Source organism: Lacisediminihabitans profunda, from assembly GCF_008040105.1.
In the GTDB taxonomy this organism is placed as follows: domain Bacteria; phylum Actinomycetota; class Actinomycetes; order Actinomycetales; family Microbacteriaceae; genus Lacisediminihabitans; species Lacisediminihabitans profunda.
Genome location: NZ_VRMG01000135.1, coordinates 1 through 301, shown reverse-complemented (window position 1 = coordinate 301; position 301 = coordinate 1). Strand labels below are relative to the sequence as shown.

General features: G+C 66.4%; 1 protein-coding gene. It reads left to right on the top strand.

The annotated features are described in order from the left end of the window. Positions 1–180: hypothetical protein (locus FVP33_RS19865; RefSeq protein WP_222706816.1), on the top strand; the 180-nt coding region annotated here is incomplete at its 5' end. Positions 181–301 lie beyond the last annotated feature (121 nt).

The following is a 301-nucleotide window of genomic DNA, read 5'->3' as shown; positions in this document are numbered from 1 at the left end:
GGGAGTCCGTTGTCCGGATCCGGGCCGTTCAGGCCCCCCCCCGGGGTGATGTGGGTGACGGGCTCGCTGCGTGCGGCATCCGGGCTGCAGTCATTCCCCATCCTCGCGAGCGGGGCCAGCGCGGGATGGGTGCAGGCCGGATGGTCGCTCCATTTTTCGCCGGCAAGCCAGGACGCGTAGCCCATGAAGCACGCACCGCTTTTGGGGCTTCGATTTTTGCCTCGTGACAGCACGGGCATGAGTTCGGGGGATACGTTCCTGGATCGCGACATTTGAGGTGCCGCCCGCCACTCTCGCAACT